Origin of the sequence: Aeromonas sp. sif2433 (assembly GCF_019218705.1) — a bacterium.
GTDB classification, from domain to species: Bacteria; Pseudomonadota; Gammaproteobacteria; order Enterobacterales; family Aeromonadaceae; genus Aeromonas; species Aeromonas encheleia.
Genome location: NZ_JAHUXD010000001.1, coordinates 338,292 through 356,019, shown reverse-complemented (window position 1 = coordinate 356,019; position 17,728 = coordinate 338,292). Strand labels below are relative to the sequence as shown.

15 protein-coding genes are annotated in these 17,728 nt (G+C 64.1%); 5 read left to right on the top strand and 10 right to left on the bottom strand.

What is annotated here, in order from left to right; translation table 11 throughout:
• Positions 1-8: 8 nt before the first annotated feature.
• On the bottom strand, positions 9-689 hold the full coding sequence (locus KW825_RS01485) for an ABC transporter ATP-binding protein (RefSeq protein ID WP_218327981.1): 681 nt from the start codon (positions 687-689) through the stop codon (positions 9-11).
• A gap of 140 nt (positions 690-829) precedes the next feature.
• Here KW825_RS01485 and KW825_RS01480 point away from each other — a divergent pair, with 140 nt between their 5' ends.
• The 3 genes from KW825_RS01480 (at position 830) to KW825_RS01470 (ending at position 3,490) form a co-directional block, all read left to right on the top strand.
• The gene (locus KW825_RS01480; protein ID WP_042653465.1) at positions 830-1,297 is read left to right on the top strand and encodes a DUF4357 domain-containing protein; all 468 of its coding nucleotides are present in this window, start codon (positions 830-832) and stop codon (positions 1,295-1,297) included.
• 165 nt (positions 1,298-1,462) lie between these two features.
• On the top strand, positions 1,463-2,893 hold the full coding sequence (nhaD, locus tag KW825_RS01475; protein WP_218327980.1) for a sodium:proton antiporter NhaD: 1,431 nt from the start codon (positions 1,463-1,465) through the stop codon (positions 2,891-2,893).
• A 30-nt stretch (positions 2,894-2,923) separates the two neighbouring features.
• Entirely contained in the window at positions 2,924-3,490 is a 567-nt protein-coding gene (locus tag KW825_RS01470) for a pyridoxamine 5'-phosphate oxidase family protein (RefSeq protein WP_218327979.1), read from the top strand.
• Positions 3,491-3,578: 88 nt separating this feature from the next.
• On the opposite strand, the gene KW825_RS01465 is transcribed toward KW825_RS01470, so the two are convergent.
• The 9 genes from KW825_RS01465 to KW825_RS01425 form a co-directional block, all read right to left on the bottom strand.
• The gene (locus tag KW825_RS01465) at positions 3,579-4,781 is read right to left on the bottom strand and encodes a Bcr/CflA family multidrug efflux MFS transporter (RefSeq protein ID WP_042653468.1); all 1,203 of its coding nucleotides are present in this window, start codon (positions 4,779-4,781) and stop codon (positions 3,579-3,581) included.
• A gap of 116 nt (positions 4,782-4,897) precedes the next feature.
• A complete protein-coding gene (locus KW825_RS01460) occupies positions 4,898-6,544 on the bottom strand; it encodes a hypothetical protein (RefSeq protein ID WP_218327978.1) in 1,647 nt (548 codons plus the stop codon).
• Between the two features lie 101 nt (positions 6,545-6,645).
• Complete coding sequence (locus tag KW825_RS01455) at positions 6,646-7,935, bottom strand: hypothetical protein (protein ID WP_218328156.1); 1,290 nt, start codon at positions 7,933-7,935, stop codon at positions 6,646-6,648.
• 140 nt (positions 7,936-8,075) lie between these two features.
• Positions 8,076-8,633 (bottom strand): hypothetical protein, encoded by a 558-nt coding sequence (locus KW825_RS01450; RefSeq protein WP_218327977.1) that lies wholly within the window; start codon positions 8,631-8,633, stop codon positions 8,076-8,078.
• Between the two features lie 134 nt (positions 8,634-8,767).
• Positions 8,768-10,189, bottom strand: coding sequence for an FAD-dependent oxidoreductase (locus KW825_RS01445; protein ID WP_218327976.1), 1,422 nt, complete (start codon positions 10,187-10,189; stop codon positions 8,768-8,770).
• A gap of 60 nt (positions 10,190-10,249) precedes the next feature.
• Positions 10,250-11,083 carry an FTR1 family protein gene (locus KW825_RS01440; protein ID WP_218327975.1) on the bottom strand — a complete coding sequence of 278 codons (834 nt, stop codon included), beginning with the start codon at positions 11,081-11,083 and terminating at the stop codon, positions 10,250-10,252.
• Positions 11,083-14,076, bottom strand: coding sequence for a hypothetical protein (locus KW825_RS01435; protein WP_218327974.1), 2,994 nt, complete (start codon positions 14,074-14,076; stop codon positions 11,083-11,085). The genes KW825_RS01440 and KW825_RS01435 overlap by 1 nt, the downstream gene beginning before the upstream one ends.
• Before the next feature lie 3 nt (positions 14,077-14,079).
• Positions 14,080-14,529 carry a hypothetical protein gene (locus KW825_RS01430; RefSeq protein ID WP_218327973.1) on the bottom strand — a complete coding sequence of 150 codons (450 nt, stop codon included), beginning with the start codon at positions 14,527-14,529 and terminating at the stop codon, positions 14,080-14,082.
• A 121-nt stretch (positions 14,530-14,650) separates the two neighbouring features.
• Complete coding sequence (locus tag KW825_RS01425) at positions 14,651-15,136, bottom strand: YqhA family protein (RefSeq protein ID WP_042653475.1); 486 nt, start codon at positions 15,134-15,136, stop codon at positions 14,651-14,653.
• 552 nt (positions 15,137-15,688) lie between these two features.
• Here KW825_RS01425 and KW825_RS01420 point away from each other — a divergent pair.
• Entirely contained in the window at positions 15,689-16,726 is a 1,038-nt protein-coding gene (locus KW825_RS01420; RefSeq protein WP_218290406.1) for a branched-chain amino acid ABC transporter substrate-binding protein, read from the top strand.
• A gap of 87 nt (positions 16,727-16,813) precedes the next feature.
• The gene (locus KW825_RS01415) at positions 16,814-17,728 is read left to right on the top strand and encodes a branched-chain amino acid ABC transporter permease LivH (RefSeq protein WP_305730730.1); all 915 of its coding nucleotides are present in this window, start codon (positions 16,814-16,816) and stop codon (positions 17,726-17,728) included.

Here is a 17,728-nt window from a genome sequence, read left to right as displayed (position 1 = left end):
GAGAGGATTCAATCATGGCGTGGCCCCTTGAGTTGCACCAGCTGACCCCCCTCGAGGCGCAGCACCCTGTCTGCCAGCGCGGCATAGGCGGGGTTGTGGCTCACCAGCAGGAGGCCGGCGCCTGTCTCCCTGACCGCCTCCATCATCAGCGCCATCACCTGCTCGGCGTTGTGCTCGTCCAGGCTGCCGGTGGGCTCATCGGCCAGCAGCCACTGGGGTTGGTGAATCAGGGCGCGGGCCAGGGCCACCCGCTGGCGCTGGCCGCCGGAGAGCTGCTCCGGCCAGGCGTGGCGTTTATCCGTCAGCCCCAGCCGTTCGAGCAGCTTATCCAGCACGGCCGGCTCGCGGGGCAGGCCGTTGATCTCGAGCGGCAGGCTGAGGTTCTCTTGCACGTTGAGGGTCGGCAGCAGGTTGAAATCCTGATAGACGATGCCGAAGTGGCGACCGCGCAGCCGGGCCCGCTCGTCCGGCGATTGGAGATCGAGCCGGGTCTCCCCCAGCCAGATCTCGCCGCCATCGGGCGGGATCAGGCCCGCGATCAGGTTGAGCAGGGTCGACTTGCCGCAACCGCTCTGCCCCAGCAGCAGGCAGGTCTCACCGGCGGCGAGGCACAGATCCAGGCCGTGAAACAGGGGCAGGCGTTCGCTGCCGTTGTCGAAGCTCTTGGATAGGTCACGCAGGATCAGCATGGGATAACCGGTTGATGGTCAATGGCTTTCACTATGCCAGTTAGTGATCGGGCCTGCAAAAGGGATGAGGATCCTTGCTGGATCCCGCTCGCCAGAGGTGGTTAGAATAGGGGTCTCCATGGGGCACAGGATGAGCAAGGATGTTACACAAGCAAGTCAGTTTTATCATCGATAGCAAGGGCACCAAGCAGGCGGCCGTCGTGCCCATCGATATTTATAACGAGCTGATGACCCTGCAGAAGGCGCTCTCCGACAACAAGCCGGGGGAGCGCGAGCTCTACCACTTCAACGGCAAGGGGGCGGAAGCCCACGGTTATCCGGTCGGCAAGCGGCAAAATCCCGGCTTCATGGTGCAGGCCGGCTCCACCGCCAACGGGGAAGATGCCGCCTCCCTGCGCGAGGCGGTGATCGAGCTGCGCCAGGAGCTGCTGGCCAAGGGGGTGCTCAGCACCCGCAGCGAGGGCGGCCTGGTGTTCATCGCCGATCAGCTGTTCAACAGCCCCAGCCTGGCCGCCAGTCTGGTGGCGGGCAACAACAGAAGCGGCCTGGATGCCTGGCAGAACAGCGCCGGCTATACCCTCAAGCAATCCGGGTTCGGCAAGAAATAGCTCCGATGTAGGGCCCTGTCTGGGGCCCTATTTGTCACGTTTCCACCCTCGTTGACACCGCTCATCTCCCCGGGCAGTGATGCCGAAAAGCCTGATATAAATACGATTTATTTTGATATCCGCTGCTAGCATCAATGCCAGATGGTTCTCAAGAGAAGAGCATTCATGTCTGGATCCCTGCGCCTCATCGCCCTGCTCGGGCTCGGTCTGTTTTCCTGCGAAAGCCTCGCCGACGGCGGCGCCATCCCCCTGACCCACAGCGGGGCCGGCGGGTTCGCCCTCGTCCTCTTCGTGTTCGCCTATGGGCTGGTGATGGCCGAGGAGTCCCTGCAGCTGCGCAAGTCCAAGCCGGTGCTGATCGCGGCCGGCATCATCTGGATAGTGATTGGCATCGTCTATGCCGAGCAGGGGCTCGGCACCCTGGCCCACGACGGATTTCGTCACAACCTGCTGGAATATGCCGAGCTGCTGCTGTTCCTGCTGGTGGCCATGACCTATATCAACGCCATGGAGGAGCGGCGGCTGTTCGATGCCCTGCGCGCCGCCCTGGTGCGCTCGGGTTATAGCCTGCGCACCCTGTTCTGGCTCACGGGTATCTTGGCCTTCTCCATCTCGCCGGTGGCGGACAACATGACCACGGCGCTCTTGATGTGCAGCGTGGTGCTCAAGGTGGCGGGGGGGGATCGCCGCTTCGTCAACCTCGCCTGCATCAACATCGTAGTGGCGGCCAATGCCGGCGGCGCCTTCAGCCCCTTTGGCGACATCACCACCCTGATGGTGTGGCAGGCGGGCAAGGTGCAGTTCGGCCAGTTCTTCGCGCTCTTCATCCCCTCCCTGCTCAACTTCCTGGTGCCGGCCCTGCTGATGAGCCTCATGGTGCCGCGCCACGCCCCCCAGGTGCAGGATGAAGAGGTGGAGCTCAAGCGCGGCGCCGGTGTCATAGTGCTGCTGTTCATCCTCACCATAGTGACCGCGGTCGCCTGCCAGCACTTCCTGCACCTGCCCCCGGTGCTCGGCATGATGCTGGGGCTGGGCTATCTGCAATTTTTCGGTTTCTACCTGCGCAAGACCCTGGCTCGCTCCCTGGCCCGCAAGCGCGCCCGCTATGAGCGCAGCGGCGACAAGGTGCGGCTGCAGCGGCTCGATAGCGTAGTGCCGTTCGATGTGTTCAGCCAGATCGCCAGGGCCGAGTGGGACACCCTGCTGTTCTTCTACGGGGTGGTGATGTGCGTCGGCGGGCTCGGCTTCATGGGCTATCTCGAGCTGGCCTCCCAATTCCTCTACGCGGGGGGCGATCCGACCCGGGCCAACGTCGTCATCGGCCTGCTCTCCTCCGTCATCGACAACATCCCGGTGATGTTCGCCGTGCTGTCGATGAGTCCGGAGATGGCGACGGGGCAGTGGCTGCTGGTGACCCTGACCGCCGGAGTGGGGGGCAGCCTGCTCTCCATCGGCTCCGCCGCCGGGGTGGCGCTGATGGGTCAGGCCCGCGGCATGTACACCTTCTTCGGCCACCTCAAGTGGTTGCCCGCCATTCTGCTTGGTTATATGGTCAGCATAGGGGCGCATCTGTGGCTCAATAGCGCCCTGCTCTGAGGCGCATGGAGAGGGAAAGGGGAAGGGAAGATGGGACAGTTATTCGAGGCGCTCTCGCCACCTCATATCGCCTTTATCGAGGCACAGCAGATCTATTTCGTCGGCACGGCGGCGGAGCAGGGCACGGTCAACCTCTCCCCCAAGGGGGGCGACTCCCTGCGGATCCTCGACCCCCACCGTCTGGCCTGGCTCAACCTGACCGGCAGCGGCAACGAGTCGGCGGCCCATGTGCTGCGCAACCCGCGCATGACGGTGATGTTCTGCGCCTTCGAGGGGGCGCCTATGATACTGCGGGCCTATGGTCAGGCGCGGGTGCTGCACCGCGGCGACCCGGGCTGGGAGGCGGCCATGGCGCGCTTTCCGGCCAGCGTGGCGGCCCGGCAGATCTTCCTGCTCGACATCGAACGGGTGCAGACCTCCTGCGGCATGGCGGTGCCCCTGTACGACTACCAGGGGGACAGGGAGGCGCTGGCCAACTGGTCGACGCGCCAGGGCAAGGAGGGCATCGAGGCCTATTGGCGCAAGAAGAACCAGCTGAGCCTGGATGGATTCGAGAGCGAGATCCTGGTGCGCAGCGGCCTGGAGGCCGATCAATAGCACACTCGCCGATCCCGCTGCATGCAAAAAGCCCTGTCCGGTGGACAGGGCTTTTTCGTTTCGGGGTCACTGTGAGCCGAAGAGGCCATCAGGCCGTCGCGGCGCGCTTGCTGGTCAGCAGCCAGTAGCTCAGCGCCGAGCCAAAGCCGCAGCTGGCGATGGCGATGGCCATGGGCAGCGGGGACTGGGGCGGATTGAGGTTGACCAGGATGCCGACCAGGGCGCCGACGCCAAAGCGCAAGGTGCCCGCCAGGGCCGCGGCGGTGCCCGCCGACTGGGGAAAGTGGCCCATCAAGCCTGTCATGGCGTTGGCCCCCACCAGGCTGATGTGACCGACGAACAGCACCACCGGGATGACGATGCCCCAGAGGCCGCCGGTCTGGCTCCAGGCGTTGTAGATGAGCAGGGCACCGGCCAGCGGCAGCATGATCAGGCCGTATTGCAGCATGCGCTCGGCGCCCACCCCCTTCACCAGCCGGCTGTTGACGAAGGTGACCACCATCATCAGCAGGATGTTGAGGCCAAACAGCCAGCCGTAGTGTTCGGTCGGCACCTTGAAATACTCGATGTAGACGTAGGGCGAGGCGCTCAGGAAGGCGAACATGCCGGAGCTGGACAGGGCGCCGCACAGCACATAGCCCATGGCACCGCGGTGAGAGAGCACGCCCCAGTAGTTGCGCAGCACCTGGCCGAGCTTGAGTGGCTGCCGGTGTTCGGGTTTGAGCGTCTCCTGGATCTTCCACTGCATCACCACGCAGATGAGCAGGCTGATGCCCACCAGCAGCCAGAAGATCACCCGCCAGTTGCTGTGGGCGCTGATGTAGCCGCCTACCACCGGGGCCACCAGCGGCGCCAGTGTCATCACCAGGATGACGAAGGACATGGCGCGGGAGAACGCATCCTTCTCGAACATGTCTCGCAGCAGGGCATTGACCACCACTGAGCCGGCCGCCCCGCCGGCGGCTTGCACCATGCGCCAGGCCAGCAGCTCCGGCAGCGACTCCGCCATGGCGCAGCCGACCGAGGCGATGGCAAACATGGAGAGACCCGCCAGGATCACCGGCTTGCGGCCGTAGCTGTCGGCCAGGGGACCGTAGAACAGCTGACCGATGGCGAAGCCGCCGAGGAAGGCGCTGATGGTGAGCTGGGCTCCGTCGATGCTGGTGGCCAAGTCCCGGGCGATGGCCGGGATCGCGGGCAGGTACATGTCGACCGCCAGCGGTGTCAGACCCGCCAGGGCACCGAGCAGAATAAACAGGAAGCGAGGGGAGAGGGCTATGGACTGGGGCATAGGGTATCCGATCGTGAGCGAGTGAGGAGTGCGCAATAATCTTGAAGTTTATCAGCTTTGTGCCAGGCCGGCTGGACTATCACGCACCGTGCCGGGAGGTCTGATCTGCTGACAAATCAGCGTTCTAGCGGCGATCGTTGGCGACAGCATGCGAGCCCAAGCCAGATCAGCCAGCCCAGCAGCGACAGCAGGTTGCCCAGCCGCTCCGGCCAGCGCGGCATCAGCCTCAGGCTGAGGGAGTGGCTGCCGGCGGGCACCCAGACCTGCAGCAGCCCTTGCGGGTTGGCACTCACCGTCAGCGCCAGGGAGTCATCCAGCCAGGCCTGCCAGCCGGGGTAGTCATACTGGTGCAGCACCAGCTTGGTCGGCACCTTGGTCGTCACCTCCAGCGCCAGCGCGCGGGGCTGCCAGCGTTGCACCGTCCAGTGGGCGCCGGGTTGATCGGCGCTGACGGGGGGCAGGAACTCCTCCTTCCAGGCGAGCAGGGTCGGGGCGAACAGGCCGCTCGGCACCTGTTTGGGCCTATATTCGCGGGCGCTGCGCTTGCTGTCGAACTCGTCCGCGAGGGCGGCCCTGTCCGGTGCCTGGGTGAGGGGGGAGCTGTGCACATAGGCGAGGGCGGAGATCAGCGTCAGCAGCAGCAACCCCCACCAGAGCCACTGCCAGGGGCGGTGCGCGGGGGTGGCCAGCGCCACCACGGCGACGGTGGCCAGGCAGAGGATCAGGTTCAGGCGCCAGGGAAACTGCACCCGCTGCAGCGGGGGCAGCAAGGACCAGAGCGGCTGGCTGACGGGCAGCATCATCAGGAAGGCACTCACCCCCAGCGCCCCCCAGCACAGCAGCTCGGGATGGTGCGGCTCGCGGGCGGCGGCCCAGGCGGTCAGCAGCAGGGCCAGGGTCAGCAGGCTCTGCCAGGCGAGGTGGCTGCGAAAGCGCCAGTCCTCCCAGCCGGACGGCAAGCGGTCGAGGAAGTTGCGCCGAAAATCGAACATGCCGCCGCGCATCAGCTCCATGGAGATGGCCCCCTGATCGGCCAAAGCGGGCAGCAGCAGGGTGGCCGCCATGCTGAGCCCCAGCCCCTGAGCCCCCAGGATGAGCCAGCAGGGGCGCAGGGTGCGGCCCTGCCAGGCCTGCAGCAGGGCACGCAGGCTGATGAGCCCCATCATCAGCAGCAGGCTGGGCAGGTGGGAGAGCGCCAGCAGCGCCAGGCTCAGGGCCATCAACAACAGGCCGCCCCGCTGACGCCGGGTGGCGAGATCCTGCCCCAGCAGGATCAGGGGCGCCCAGACGAAGGCCCAGAACTCGGCGAGGGCGAAGCGGGCGTAGAGATCCATGGCCAGGTGGTAGGGCAGGGCGAGGTAGAGCAGGCTGACGGCCAGGGCACGCCCGGGGGCGGTGAAGCCGCGCAGCCAGAGGTAGGCGGCGATGCCGGAGAGCAGCAGTGCCAGGCTGGCGCTCCACAGAAGCGGGATGATGGCGTGTTGGGCGAGGGCGCCGGGGCCGGCAAACAGGGCGCTGACATAGTAGGGCAGCGGGGGATAGAAGAAGAAGGTGGGGCTGCCAAAGCCGCCGTTCATCGCCATCAGCCAGCGTGGATAGGGTTCCCCCTGCCACAGTTGCTGGGCGAAATAGTGGCCGGAGAGCAGATGGTGGAACAGATCATGGCCCTGGCTGCCCCCCTGCAGCCAGAACGGCAACAGCAGCAGTCCGCTGGCCAGCGCCAGGCTCGGCACGACGAGATACCACTCCCTGAGACCCTTCATCGGCAGACACTCTCTTGGCGGATGCGCAGTGAGTGTAGCCGAGCCTGATGGGGAAGCGTATGACACCTTGTTGCCTGCGTGCTGGGCGGGGAGTCAGGGGATCACTGCGGGATGCCGAGCCAGAGGCCGGGTTCGGCACGAAAGCGGGGAGCGAACCAGATAGCTTGGTAAGGGCCCGGCAGGTCGCCAGAGGCCAAGGGCCGGCGGCTGAGGCGGCAGGCGCCTCGTGCCAGTGCCAGCGCCGCATCGCCCTTATACCAGCCATCGGTGACGGGCAGCGGGCTGGATTCGCGCAGCAGGCGCACGCCCCACTGGGTGACCAGGGCCGGACAGTGCCGCTCGGCCAGTTGGCGGGCCTGCGCTATGGCAGGCAGGGAGGCCGGCAAGGCCGGGGTGATAAGGGTGGTGCAGAGCAGCGCCAGGCCACCCAGCATGATCGCCACCGCGACAGGCTTTGCCGCAGGCAGGCCGCCGGCCAGCAGGATCAGGCCAAGGTAGAGCGGCGGGGCGAGGTGGCGGGGATTGTCCGGGTTCTGGCCAAACAGGGTCCAGAGCAGCAGGGCCAGCCAGCCCCAACGCCATGACGTTCCCCAGAGTGCATCAGTGCAGGCGGCCAGGCGCCGCCCCCCCAGCCAGAGCGGCCACAACAATAGCGGCCAGAGCGGACTGAGCTGGGAAGACAGGGTCTGGCCCCAGCTCAGCAGGCGGGAGCCGTGGGCCGCCGCCGTGTTGCCCCATAGGGTGAAGTGGCCATCGGTAAAGCGCCGCCCCTCGCCGAAGTAGGCCCAGCCATCCGCCTGCCAGACAAACAACAGGCAGGCGAGCCCCACCAGCGCGATGGGAAAGAGGAAGACGAATCGCTGCTCCCTGGCTTGCCAGCCCTGCCGCCATCCTTGAAATACTGGCAGCAGCGCCAGCACCAGATAGGAGGGGCGCAGCGCCAGCAGCAGCCCCACCAGCAGGCCCGCCAAGGCAAGGCGACGATACTGTAGCGCCAGCAAGGCGCCGAGCCAGGCGGCCAGCGCCGGGCCGTCGGAGAGGCCAGCCAGTGCCAGCGTTGGGGTGAGCGGCAGCGCCATAGTGACGAGCCAGACCGGGGCCAGCAGCGCCGGTCGTTGCCACAGCCGCACCGCCAGCCAGGCGGCCAGGGGGGGCAGCAGGCTGCTGCCGAGCAGGCTGGCCCACTGCACCGCGCTGGCGGGATCCGGGGCCACCAGATGGATCAGGCGAGCGAACCAGATAAAGGCGGGATAGCCGGGAAAGTGGGGGGCGAACTCCAGCACGCTGAAGCGTGTCACCCCGTGGGCGAAGTTCAGCGCATCGTCGGAATCCAGCGCCACCGGGAAGGCAAAGAGCCAGCCCATCCAGGCCAGTTGCAATATCACCAGCAGCCAAAGCTGGCGGCCGGGACCTTGTGCCCGCATCCCGTCTCTCCCCGTATCCTGCCTGCGAGGTCCATCGCCCCCTTCTCCCCTTGCGGGAGAAGGGCTGGGGATGAGGGGAGAGGTCGTCATCGGTCGGCGGGTAGCAATCAGAGCGGGGCCAGCACGGTAATCAGCGCCTTCTCGGCCTCGGCGAAGGCGGCGGCATCGGCGGGCTTGGCGCCGACGCCGAACACGCCGGGGTTGCCGATGGCATCCAGCACCTTGGCCAGTGCCTGCTCGGCGGCCTTGCGATCCCCTTCATTGAGGGAGGGCAGGATCAGATCCAGGAAGCGCTTGCTCTTGACCACCAGCACCTTGGCGGTCTGATAGTCCCCCAGATTCTGGCTGGCCCCCTCGAGGCGGCGCTCGATCTCGGCCTTGTAGGCGCGATTGAGCAGGGCCGCGGTCGCCTCGACGTCCTTGCCCTTGATGGCCTCGGCCAGCGGCGCCTGGAGCTGCACCTTGTGGTGCTGCTCCAGATAGTCGAGCTCCTCGGCGAGGCTCGCCAGTATGGCGCTGCCATCCTGGCCCTCGCTCGCCGCCGTCAGCAACTGCTCGCGGGCATCGATCAGGGGCTCCTTGCCTGCCGCCGCGTAGGAGTAGGCCTGGGCCTGCCCCACATTCGCAAGCAGCAAGAGGGCGATAAAACCGTGGCGGATGCTCATCCTTACTCTCCTTTATTGATTCATTCAGCCGGGCTCAGGCCACGCTCTGGGTTTCGATCACGGTGTTTTCGTTGCGATGATTGAAGATCTGGTGGCGCCTGTCTATGCCGTCGATCACCACGTTCAGGGGCCTGTCAGGCCACGCTCTGGGTTTCGATCACGGTGTTTTCGTTGCGATGATTGAAGATCTGGTGACGTCTGTCCACCCCGTCGATCACCATGTCGGCGGCCATCAGCCCCATCTCCATGGCGGTGTCGGTGAAGATGTAACGGAAGGTACCCTGGCGCCCGCTCATGATGAGGTTGGCGATGGGCATCAGGCCCTGGATGGCGGCGTCGCGCCGCTGCTGATAGCCGAGATCCATCAGCGGATAGGCATGTTCGCTGCGCGCCTCGAAGGTCTCCTCGCCGAGCTTGTCGGTGTCGACCCCGAGACTCGCCAGATCCTGGCTGATGCGGCCGCGCAGCTCCGCCAGCGGTGCCTGCCAGGTGGCATCCCCCGGATTGCAGGGGACCTCCAGCATCACGGATGTCTTGCCCGCCGGCGCCATGAAGGGGCTGCGCCGGCGTGGCTCCTGCAGCCGGGTGGCGAGGATGTGCGGATCGGAGAGGTACTGCCAGGTGTTGTCCGACAGGTTCTCCTGATTGAGCGGCATGTTGATAAAGCGCAGGGCGCGATAGTGCAGGTCGCAGGGCAACCCCAGATGCTGGCAGGTGAGCGGCAGCGGCAGGGTGGAGATCACCTGATCGAATGTCTCACTCTGCGCCACGCCCTCTTGCTGCCACTCTACCCGCTCGATGCGGCCATCGGCTTGAGTCAGTCGGCTGATGGTGGCCCCTGTCCTGAGCACGACGCCCTCCGCCACCAGCCGCTCCCCCAGGGTGGTGAAGATCTGGCCGAAGCCATGTTTCGGATAGCGGTACTTGCGGGCATAGGTGCGCACCGAGTGAGTGCCCTTGCGCCTTGGCAGCAGGCGGCGCGCCACGTCCTTCAAGTCGATGAGGCTGATGCGCTGGCCGGCCCAGTCGGCGGAGAGCCGATCCGGGTTGATGCCCCACAGCTTGGCGGTGTAACCCTCGAAGAACTGGCGATAGAGGGTGCGACCGAAGTGGCTCTGGATCCAGTCGGCGAAGCTGGCCTTGGCGAAATCCGCCGGCTTCTTGGCGAAGGGCAACAGCAGCAGATCCTTGAGCGCCCCCGCCATCAGCGGCAGTGGCGCCGTCTTGAGCAGGTTGCCGAGGTTGAGCGGGTAGTCGTAGGTGCGACCATTGAAGCGGATGACGCTCTTGCGCTCGGCGTGCAGCAGATCTTCCCCCATCAGCTCGTCGATGAAGGCGAGCAGCTCGGGGTTCTTGGTGATGAAGCGGTGGCCGCCGTAGTCGAAGCGGTAGTCGCCATCCTTGCCCGTGAAGCGCTGGGTGGCGCACATGCCGCCCACCACGGGCTCCTGCTCGAACAGGGTGACCGCAAAGCCGGCCTGACGCAGGCGCCAGGCGGCCATCAGACCGGCGGGGCCGGCCCCCAACACTGCAATTTTCTGGTTGTTATCCGTCATGCCACTGGTATCCGAAAGCGAGAAAAGGGGGCCAGCAGGCCCCGGATTGAACGAGCTGGCTTATGCCTTGCCGGCGGCTGGCTTGGGCTTGTAGTTGCGATACCAGATGGTGACGAAGACCGCCAGATAAGCCACCCAGGTCGCCAGCTGCAGGCCGGCGGGGGAGGCATTGTAACCAAACAGGGCGCGCAGGAAGGTGCCGAACACCCCTCGATCGTCGAGGATATGGCTGATGTTGAACACCGGCGTGGTCCAGAGGGTGATGACCCCGGCCGCCTGCAACATGTTGACGGCGGAGGACAACAGGCCGGCGGCGATGATGATGATCAGCAGGCCGGTCCAGCGGAAGAAGGGGGCCAGCGCCACCTTGCGGGTGGAGCGCAGCAGCGCCCACACCAGGGCTACCGAGACCAGCAACCCGGCCAGGGCCCCCATCAGCCCTTCGTGAAGATCCACCCCCTGGCCCGAATAGACCAGGGCCGAGAAGAAGAGCACCGTCTCGAAGCCTTCTCGCATCACCGCCAGGAAGGCGAGCAGCACCAGCCCGAACAGGTTGCCCGCATCGACCGCCGCATCGATGCGGGCCGTCATGGCCCCCACCTGGGATTTGGCCTGCTTCTGCATCCAGACTGCCATGTAGGTGAGCACCAGGGTGGCGAAGATCAGGATCCCCGCCATCAGCAGGTGGTTGTAACGCTCGCTCTCGAACTGGCTGACCACCACCTGAAACAGGAAGGCCACCGCCAGAGAGGCGACAAGGCCCAGCACCACCCCCAGGTAGATGAACTTGTTGTAGCGACTCGCCCCCAGCTTGGCGAGGTAGGAGAGGCAGATGCCAACCAGCAGAAAGGCCTCCAGCCCCTCGCGCAGGGTAATAAGGAAACTTGCAAACATCAGCGTTCAGGCTCCATGTCGGGGGAGGATGGGGTCGGCTGCAGCTGGGTCAGCTGTAGCCGGTTGAGTAGCACTATGGGGGGCTCGGGCAGCTGCGGCTCGGTGGCGCGCACTATGTCGTTGACCCACTTGGGATAAGTACGGAAGTTGAGTCTGATGTCGGCGCTGAAGGGGCCTCTGGCATCCGCGGGCAGCGGCCAGGACTCGTCACGCCAGCCATCGGCCGGGATCCGGGTGTCTGCCAGCAGCTTGGCGTAGCGCCAGAACTTGAGCCCCACCGGCTTGCCGTCGGCATCGCCGAACACCTTCCTGAACAGCCGGGCATCCTCCGGCACGGCTCCGGCTACCGGCTGGCCGCTGCGCAGCACTATGTTGCCCTCGGCGTCGGTGAGGGTCAGCTCCAGCCAGAGCTCACGAAAATCCGCCACCCCGGTGGGCAGGGCGTGGCCGGCGCCGACGTTGGTGACGCGCACCACCAGTGCCTGCTTCTCGGCATCCTGCTCTATGCGGGCGCTGAGGGCGGCGCTGGAGCGCAGCAGCGCCAGGCTCTCCTGCTCCAGATCCGGATTGCGCAGCCCCACCAGCTGGTGCTGGGCGCCGGTGAAGTTGTGGCGATAGAGGCGGCTCTTCGTGGTTCCGTTCTCGGTGGACTGACCGACGACCGCATCGCCACCCTTACCCGGCGTCGGGTTCATATGGCAGTCGATGCAGCTGCGACGCCTGGCCGGATCCTCGGCCCTGGCGAAGCTCGAATTCTGCCACTCGTCCCAGGTGTTGACTATGTTGGCGCCTGTGCCCGGAGCAAACTCGTTGTGGCAGGACTTGCACAGCGCCGCATCCTGATAGAAATCCTTCTGATAGGAGGCCTTGTGCATCGCCGGGCGGGCGTTGATCTGCCGCTCGGCCAGCCAGTGGCGGGCGCTGCCGCCGGGGGCATCCTCGAACACATAGCTCTCCCTGTCTTTCAGGTTGACGGTGAAGGCGCTGTTGCCCCCCGCGTCTTCCAGTCGGGTGATGCGGTGGCACAGCACACAGCCGGTGCCCTCTTCCACCACGGGCTCGCCCGCCCGGTGGGCCTCGATGAGCGAGGCGCCGCCCTGCTCCAGCATGTGGGAGCCCTTGGGCAAGTCGGTCTGGCCGTTCAACACCTGTTGGGGCATGTGGCAGCCCTGGCACCACTGGCCGAAGGCCTCGCCCTCGGTCTGGCGGGCCAGGGCCTGCACCGCCTTGTAGTAGGGGTGGGAGTTGCCCATCAGGCGGTGGTTACTGTCGCTCCAGTCCGCGAAGGCTTGGGCATGGCAGTTCTGGCAGGAGGCGGAGTTCAGCCACTCCTTGGGATGAGTGGTCGGCGCCTTGGCCGGATCCTGACGTGGGGCATCGAGGCGCAACCAGTTGGCGAGGTAGGGCAGGTTGCCGTCTGCCGTCACGAAGGCGTGCAGATCCTCCATCATGGCCTCCACCTCGGGTTGAGGATGGGCGGGATCTACGGTGTCGGCGCCATCCCGGCCGTCATGCCCCATGCCGCCCTGGGTCTGCTGGACCATGCGCAGGTATTCGCCAATAAAGTCTCCCGCCACCATGTTGGTCAGGTTGGCGTGGCCGTTGATGGCGTTATCTTTGCTGGCTTGGCGGTGTGCCTGCATCAGGAAGCGGTTGGTGAAGTTGAAACCGTCGAGGTGGCAGGAGTTGCAGCTCATCCAGTTGTCCCCGGCCATAGGGAAGCGGCCATTGGCGCTGGTGTTGCCGAGGGTATTGCCGAGATGGAACAGCCGCTCGCCGCGCACCAGGGCGGCGGGGCGGGGATCTTGCTCCACCAGCCTGGCGAAGTGGGGGACGTCGACGGTGACCCGGGCGAAGGGGCCGCTGCCGCCGCTGGCGAGGCGGGTCAGATCCTGGCCCATGACGTTGTGCACCAGGATATGGTCGCCATCGATGAGCAGATCCCGCGGGTTCTGGCCCGGCAGGTGGCGCAGCAACTGGGTCGCCTTGGCACCCCCCTGGAACTTCTTGCGGCGGTGGCGGTTGCTGTTCTGCTTGCCGCTGCGGGACAGATCGAACACCAGCAGATCCTCAGAGCCCGCCAGGGTCAGGTAGACCCGTTTGCCGTCGGCGGCGAAGCGGGCGGCGAAGGGGTTGGAGACGATCTGGCTGCGGTTGCCGACATTGGGCAGGTTGATCTGCAAGAACAGCTGCTTTCTTTCATCCACCCGCTCTTTCTCCTCATCGAGATCGATGATGGAGACCGCAGGGAAGACGGTGCTCTGGAACTGGAAGGGATGGTCGAAGCTCCACAGCACATGGGGCAACCAGGCCTCGCTGCCGTCGGGGGAGAGGGCGATGCCATCCAGCAGGCGCGGCAGCCCTTGGGAGTCACTGGGGGTGGCGCTGTGGGTCTCGGCCAGGGTGATCAGGCGGGGCCTGGCCAGGGCGGTGGCATCGAGCGGGTCTTTGAGCTTGCCGAGATCGTAGATGGCCAGCTGGCCGGTCATGGCGTGAGTCAGCAGCAGGCGATCGTCATCGGTGAGCGCCAGCCCGCGCGGGGTTTCGGCGGTCGCCACATCCAGCCTGAGGGTGCCGTTCAGATCATAGGCTTGCAGCCGCGCCGCCTCGAACAGGCTGACCCAGAACCAGCCTCGCTTGGGGTCGAAGATGACGCCATAGGGTCTATGGCCGGTGGGGATGGCCTTTTCCAGCTTGAGGTTGGCACCCAGCAGCAGCAGGCGGTCGCCGCTGTAGTCGGTCACCAGTAGGGTGCCATCGGGGGCCCGCGCCAGCTGGCGCAGATCCCCCCCAAAATGCGCCTCTTCGATGCGCTCGCCGCTGTCCCGTGCCAGCAGGGTGACGGAGCCAGCGCCCTGATTGGCGGTGAGCAGGCGAGGGGAGCTGGCATCGTCGTAGGCAATCAGGGCGCTGCCCATCTGCTGGGCGTGGGCCAGCGGCATCCCGAGCAACACAAGACCGGCGAGCAGGCAAGACAACAGCGACTTCAACATGGGTCAGGGGCGCCACTTGAGCAGGGTCCAGCGCCAGGCATGACGCAAGACCAGGGGAGTTAACAGCAAGGCGCTGAGCCAGTGGGCCCAGCTGGCCAGTGTCCCGAGTCCGTCTCCCGGGGTGCCGTGCAGGATCAGCACCAGGCCGCTGCCGAGGCACAGCAGCAGCAGGCCCTCGATGATCCGGCCCGTGGTGCGCAGGAATGACTTGCGACTGTGGTGCAGCAGGCGGCGATGAGAGAGCCAGAAGGCGCCAAACAGCAGGGGGAACAGGGAGAGGGAGAGCATGACGTGGAGCAACAGGTTCCAGCGCGCCAGCGACCAGACGGGGGTCAGCGGCTCCCACAACAGCAGGCCGGAGAAGAACATCAGATAGAGGGAGCCTTCGGCCGCCTGATGGTGATAGGCCAGCCACCGCCAAAAATGTCGTGGTGAGAGAGAAAGGCTTGTCATACATGCTCCAACGCCCGGACATTCCGTCCGGGGGAGCAAGTTTACAATGGGGTAACCGCAATGAAAAGAGTTATCAATTCCGCCCCTGATGAATAAACCCTGAATGAAAACAAAGGCCGAGCTACTTGTGATCCGCCAGGCGCTCGGTGATCGCATAGATCAGCGCCGCGGTGGAGAAGGCGAGGAACACTATCACCGACCACTTCATCTCCACTTCGTTGCCCACCCCATCCTCCAGAAAGGCCTTGAGCACCTCGATCCCGGCGATGGTGACCAGGGAGTTGATGACGATGAGCTTCAGGGAGGCGAAGTTGATCTTGCTGAGCCAGTTGTTGCCGAGGGCCTCGCGCTGCTCCTGGGTCTGGATGAACTGCACATAGCCGCAGATGGCCACCAGGATCAGCATCTGGGCCACCAGCACGAAGTCCACCAGAGTCAGCACGCCGGTGATGAGATCCATGTAGTGGATCTCGATGATGTCGCGGCACAAGACATAGAGCTGCATGGCAAATTTCACCATCAGCAGGGCGACGCAGACCAGGATGCAGACATAAAAGGGGAACATCATCAGCCGGCTGCCGTTGAGCATGAAGTTGAAGCGACGCATGGAGACTCCTGAACTGGGTGAGAGAGTGCTGATTATGGATCTGAACGGCGCGCCAAGGCAGCGTCATGGAACAAGCCTGAATTGAGAGGCGATATATTGCCGCTGTTTTCTTATCGGTGCTTTTTGGGCGCAAGGTAGCAAATATCCTGGCCATCGTAGAAATCATTTCCGTTATTTTTAAGCAGATGTGATCCCCGCCGTAATTTCACTTGGCGACACCGGGTGGCCGAAAATGGCGCCCTATACTGTGGCAGGTCAAATATTTGCTGTCCGGTTTGCAACTATGGCAATCATTTGCTTAGCTTTTTTCAGCACGCCAGCCGTGCAAAAAAGCCCTATATCCACTCACAGGATGTTGTCTGGATTGAGTTTGTTTCGTGCATCGTGCTCTCGTTTTGCCGTTGGATTGGACGCGCCGTCCGGCGTTCGAGCTTACCTACCCAAGCTTCTTTGATAAGGAACATCATAATGTCGCTGAAATTCATCAGAAGCCCTATTGCGCTTGTGTTGGCCGGTTGTATGGTCACGGCATTTTCCGCCCAGGCGGATATTGTGATCGGTGTTGCAGGCCCCTTCACCGGGCCGAACGCCACCTATGGCGATCAGTATTGGCACGGCGCGACTCAGGCCGCCAATGACATCAACGCCGCCGGCGGGATCAATGGCGAAAAGATCAAGCTGGTGCAGGGGGATGACGCCTGTGAACCCAAACAGGCAGTTTCCGTGGCTAACCGCCTGGTTGACCAGGATAAAGTCAATGCGGTGGTGGGGCACTTCTGCTCATCTTCCACCATGCCAGCCTCCGAGGTGTATAACGACGCGGGGATCATCGCCATCACCCCGGGCTCGACCAACCCGCTGGTCACCGAACGTGGCATGAGCGACATGTTCCGCATGTGCGGGCGGGATGACCAGCAAGGGCAGGTGGCCAGCGACTTCATCATCGACAAGCTCAAGGCCAAGCGAGTGGTGATCATTCACGATAAAGACACCTATGGGCAGGGGCTTGCCGATGCGACCAAGGCGGCGCTGGCCAAACGTGGCGTGAAGGATGTGATGTACGAGGGCTTGTCGCGCGGCGAGAAAGACTTCAATGCGCTGGTGACCAAGATAGGTGCGCAGAAGCCGGACGTGGTGTTCTTCGGCGGTTGTCACCCGGAGGGGGGACCGCTGGTACGCCAGATGCGTGAGCAGGGCGTGCAGGCCAAGTTCTTCTCGGGGGACTGCATCGTCAACGCCGAGATGGTCACGGCCGCCGGCGGCCCGCAGTACACCAATGGCATCTACATGACCTTCGGTCAGGATCCCCGTCTGATCCCGGACGGCAAGGCGGTCATCGAGCAATTCCGCGCCAACAAATTTGAGCCTGAAGGCTACACCCTCTACGCCTATGCGTCTGTGCAGACCATTGCCGCGGCATTCAAGGCGGCCGGTGGCACGGACTCCGCAAAGGCCAGCGCCTGGCTGAAAGCGAACAGCGTAGATACCGTGATGGGTAAGAAGTCCTGGGACAGCAAAGGCGACCTGAAAGTCTCCGATTACGTGGTCTACGAATGGGATGACAAGGGCTCATATAAAGAAGTCAAGTAACGGCATAGTGGAAAACGCTCAGCGCCGACGCGAGTCGGCGCTCTATAACCACCAGGCCTCAGTGGCCTATAACGAGAGCGTACTATGATGGATGTCTTTTTCCTGCAGCAGTTGATCAATGGATTAACGCTGGGTTCCGTCTACGGTCTGATTGCCATTGGCTACACCATGGTCTACGGCATCATCGGCATGATCAATTTCGCCCACGGCGAAGTCTATATGATATCGGCCTATCTCAGCGCCATCGGTCTGGCGCTGTTGTCGTTCTTCGGGTTGCACTCTTTTCCGCTACTTATCCTCGGCACTCTGGTGTTCACCATAGTGGTGACGGGGGTATATGGCTGGACAATCGAGCGTATCGCTTATAAACCACTGCGCAACTCCACCCGTCTGGCACCGCTTATTTCCGCCATTGGCATGTCGTTAATACTGCAAAACTACGCGCAGATCAGTCAGGGGCCGCGTCAGCAAGGGGTACCTACCTTGCTGGACGGGGTATTTCGGCTCCATATTGGCGACGGCTTTATCCAGATAACCTACACCAAGGTATTTATTCTGATTGCCTCCTTTGCTGGCATGCTGTTGCTCACCTGGATCATCAGTAATACCAGGTTGGGACGCATGTGCCGGGCGGTGCAACAGGATCGAAAAATGGCCTCGATCATTGGCATCAATACCGATCGCATCATCTCTCTGGTGTTTGTGATCGGTGCCGCCATGGCGGGGCTTGCCGGCGTCTTGATCACCTTCAACTACGGCACCTTCGATTTCTATGTCGGCTTCATCATCGGCATCAAGGCCTTCACCGCCGCCGTGCTGGGGGGCATTGGTTCCTTGCCCGGCGCCATGCTGGGGGGCCTCATCCTCGGCATTGCCGAGGCGCAATTCTCGGGGATGGTGAACTCTGATTACAAGGATGTGTTCTCGTTCGGGCTGCTGGTGATGATCCTCATCTTTCGTCCCCAGGGGCTGCTCGGCCGCCCCATCATTGCCAAGGTGTGA